The sequence below is a fragment of the Rhodococcus sp. R1101 genome, from assembly GCF_000278445.1.
In the GTDB taxonomy this organism is placed as follows: domain Bacteria; phylum Actinomycetota; class Actinomycetes; order Mycobacteriales; family Mycobacteriaceae; genus Rhodococcus; species Rhodococcus gordoniae.
The window spans coordinates 1-3,283 of the sequence record NZ_AJVB01000436.1 but is presented as its reverse complement, the minus strand read 5'-3'; the positions used below and the strand labels follow the sequence as shown (position 1 = coordinate 3,283).

Annotated in this window: 3 protein-coding genes and 1 pseudogene; 2 read left to right on the top strand and 2 right to left on the bottom strand. The window is 67.3% G+C overall.

Annotated features, from left to right (window positions below):
• Window positions 1-191, bottom strand: a pseudogene (locus tag R1101_RS27600) (SAM-dependent methyltransferase); the annotation flags it as partial.
• Between the two features lie 219 nt (window positions 192-410).
• On the opposite strand from R1101_RS27600, the gene rpsA reads away from it, so the two are divergent.
• Complete coding sequence (gene rpsA, locus R1101_RS0119385; RefSeq protein WP_016934980.1) at window positions 411-1,871, top strand: 30S ribosomal protein S1; 1,461 nt, start codon at window positions 411-413, stop codon at window positions 1,869-1,871.
• Between the two features lie 188 nt (window positions 1,872-2,059).
• Here rpsA and R1101_RS0119380 read toward each other — a convergent pair whose 3' ends face one another.
• Entirely contained in the window at window positions 2,060-2,272 is a 213-nt protein-coding gene (locus R1101_RS0119380; protein ID WP_016934979.1) for a hypothetical protein, read from the bottom strand.
• Window positions 2,273-3,052: 780 nt separating this feature from the next.
• On the opposite strand from R1101_RS0119380, the gene coaE reads away from it, so the two are divergent.
• Window positions 3,053-3,283 (top strand): dephospho-CoA kinase (coaE, locus tag R1101_RS27595; protein WP_198420305.1); only part of this gene is annotated, 231 nt, incomplete at its 3' end.

The window sequence follows — 3,283 nt, the reverse complement described above, 5'->3', positions numbered from 1 at the left end:
TGGTAGTCCTCGGCGTCGGCGTCCCACCACACCCGGTTCGCGCGCTCGCTCTCGAGGGAGCCGAGGCGGGTGCGGGTGGGCCGGGTCTCGCCGAGGACGGTCTGCGCGTTCGCGTGCCGCGCGGTCTCGTCGTCGGTCCCGTCCGAGTCGCCGGACGAGTCTGGAGAAAGGGGGTTCACGGAGCCCGACATGTGCGTGAGCCTAACGGGTCGGCAGGACGGGCCACGATATCGGTTTGCCCGGGTCCCCTCGAGGCGCGTAGCCTGGTGATCGCGAGTGTCCGCAGTTCGGCTCCACGGCCGAGCGGGGAACTCGCCGTGACTCACACATCGCCGTATCGCAGTGGGTGTTTCACGTGCCCGACCGAATTTCACCAACCGACTATCAACCCGTCCGGAGCAACTCAACACATGGCCTCCACCACCGTCACCTCGCCGCAGGTAGCCGTCAACGACATCGGCTCTGCCGAGGATTTCCTCGCCGCCATCGATGCCACGATCAAGTACTTCAACGATGGCGACATCGTCGAGGGCACCATCGTCAAGGTCGATCGCGACGAGGTGCTGCTCGACATCGGTTACAAGACCGAAGGCGTCATCCCGTCCCGCGAGCTCTCCATCAAGCACGATGTCGACCCCAACGAGGTCGTGTCGGTGGGCGATGAGGTCGAGGCACTTGTTCTCACCAAGGAGGACAAGGAAGGCCGTCTGATCCTGTCCAAGAAGCGTGCGCAGTACGAGCGCGCCTGGGGCACGATCGAGGAGCTCAAGGAGAAGGACGAGGCCGTCAAGGGCACCGTCATCGAGGTCGTCAAGGGCGGCCTGATCCTCGACATCGGCCTGCGCGGCTTCCTGCCCGCCTCGCTCGTCGAGATGCGTCGCGTTCGCGACCTCCAGCCGTACGTCGGCAAGGAGATCGAGGCCAAGATCATCGAGCTCGACAAGAACCGCAACAACGTGGTCCTGTCGCGCCGCGCATGGCTCGAGCAGACCCAGTCCGAGGTCCGCAGCGAGTTCCTGCACCAGCTCCAGAAGGGCCAGGTCCGCAAGGGCGTCGTGTCCTCCATCGTCAACTTCGGCGCCTTCGTCGATCTCGGCGGTGTCGACGGCCTCGTGCACGTCTCCGAGCTGTCCTGGAAGCACATCGACCACCCGTCCGAGGTCGTCGAGGTCGGCACCGAGGTCACCGTCGAGGTTCTCGACGTCGATCTCGATCGCGAGCGCGTCTCCCTGTCGCTCAAGGCCACGCAGGAAGATCCGTGGCGTCAGTTCGCCCGCACCCATGCGATCGGTCAGATCGTGCCGGGCAAGGTCACCAAGCTCGTTCCGTTCGGCGCGTTCGTCCGCGTCGAGGAGGGCATCGAGGGCCTCGTCCACATCTCCGAGCTGGCCGAGCGCCACGTCGAGGTCCCGGACCAGGTCGTCGCGGTCGGCGACGACGCGATGGTCAAGGTCATCGACATCGACCTCGAGCGTCGTCGTATCTCGCTGTCGCTGAAGCAGGCGAACGAGGACTACACCGCCGAGTTCGACCCGTCGAAGTACGGCATGGCCGACAGCTACGACGAGCAGGGCAACTACATCTTCCCCGAAGGCTTCGATCCCGAGACCAACGAATGGCTCGAGGGCTACGAGAAGCAGCGTGAGGAGTGGGAGTCCCGCTACGCGGAGGCCGAGCGTCGCCACAAGATGCACACCGCTCAGATCGAGAAGATGGCTGCCGACGAGGCTGCCGAAGCTGCGGCCGGCGTGTCCGGTGGCAACTACTCGTCCGAGTCGGGTGCCGAGGCTGCTCCGGAGACCACCGGCGGATCGCTCGCGAGCGACGCCCAGCTCGCCGCTCTGCGCGAGAAGCTGTCGGGCAACGCCTGACACGTTCCCACGGACGGCCCCGCACCTTTCGGTGCGGGGCCGTCCGCGTTCCGGGGAAGCGCTTCCTCCCGCCTCGCGCTCGTTTCGGAGCAACGGCTCCGGGACGACGACGAGACCGGCCCCTTCCGAAACGGAAAGGGCCGGTCTTCGTATGTCGTCGGCAGCAGGTGCTCAGCTCGGGGGCGAGTTCACCCCACGGCGGGAGTGGCCCACTGTGCGGGCAGGGCCGTCGCGCGCTTGCGCATCGCGGCGTGGCTGTGGCGCGCGTTCGTCAGCAGCGCGGTGAACCAGTTCCGCCGGTGCTCGGCGAGGGCGGCAGCGACCTCGGGGATGAGGATGCAGTGAACCCCGTTTTCCATGCCGAGGCGATGCCGACCTGTGGTGGAGGTGGAGGATCGCATGGCCTGCCTTCTCGAATGCTCCGGACGAGCCGGGAGGGACGCTTCGCACCGACGATATCGGACAGTCCCGCGAATTCTGCGCATTTACCCCAGGTCGGAGGGGGTGTGTCCGGTCGTCGAGCGGTGTTGCGACCGCCCCGTGACCCCACCGTGATCGGGGTGTGATCCCGGGAGCCCGGGCACCGTGGTCCTCGCCGCCTACGCCCACTCGATCCCCACCTGCGCCGGATCTCGGCGGATGCTCGGACGGGAATCCGAACCCGCCCGGTCACGCCCCGGGGATCCCCTACGGCGCACCTCATGTCGACATGCACTTCTCCACGACGGGCGCCGACCACGGAGTCGGCCCGGCCGCAACGGATTCCGTGGAGCGCGCGGCGCGACTTCCCGGTCCGCACTCCGTTCCGGAGGGTTGCATTCCGTCTCCGGGTTCGCCGCTCGAGAACACCGCCCCGGTCGTGGGGATGCACTGAGCGGACGCGGAGGACCACGTGATTCCCGGATCGTTCGAATTCACCGAGGTGCTGTCGACGGCTCGTGGGACGGGGAGTTCATCGTCATCGAGCCGATGATGACCCGAGAATCGCCGGCGGCGAAGCCGTCCCTGCGGGAGGTCGTGGCGCAGCCCGCGTCCGGCCGGCCCCTACCCGACGCTGTACACCGTCGACTTCGACGAGCAGACGGACGAATGTGTCGTCTCGCCGTCGGGACCGACGATGCGCGAAGCGTTGCAGGGACCGCAAAGATGCCTCGACGGCGTGGTGATGCGAGACTGGCAGCGTGCTGCGAATGGGGTTGACCGGAGGTATCGGCGCGGGCAAGTCGACCGTCGCCAAGGAGCTCGTCGAACTCGGGGCGGTGATCGTCGACTCCGATGTCGTCGCCCGGGAGATCGTCGCTCCGGGATCCGACGGCCTCGCCGAACTCGTCGACGCCTTCGGCGAGGACATCCTGCACGCCGACGGCACGCTCGATCGCCCCGCGCTCGCGGCGAAAGCGTTCGCGAGCGAC

Coding starts and splice junctions, on each gene's coding strand:
- rpsA (WP_016934980.1), top strand. CDS start 411: ATGGCCTCCACCACCGTCACCTCGCCGCAGGTAGCCGTCAACGACATC.
- R1101_RS0119380 (WP_016934979.1), bottom strand. CDS start 2,272: ATGCGATCCTCCACCTCCACCACAGGTCGGCATCGCCTCGGCATGGAA.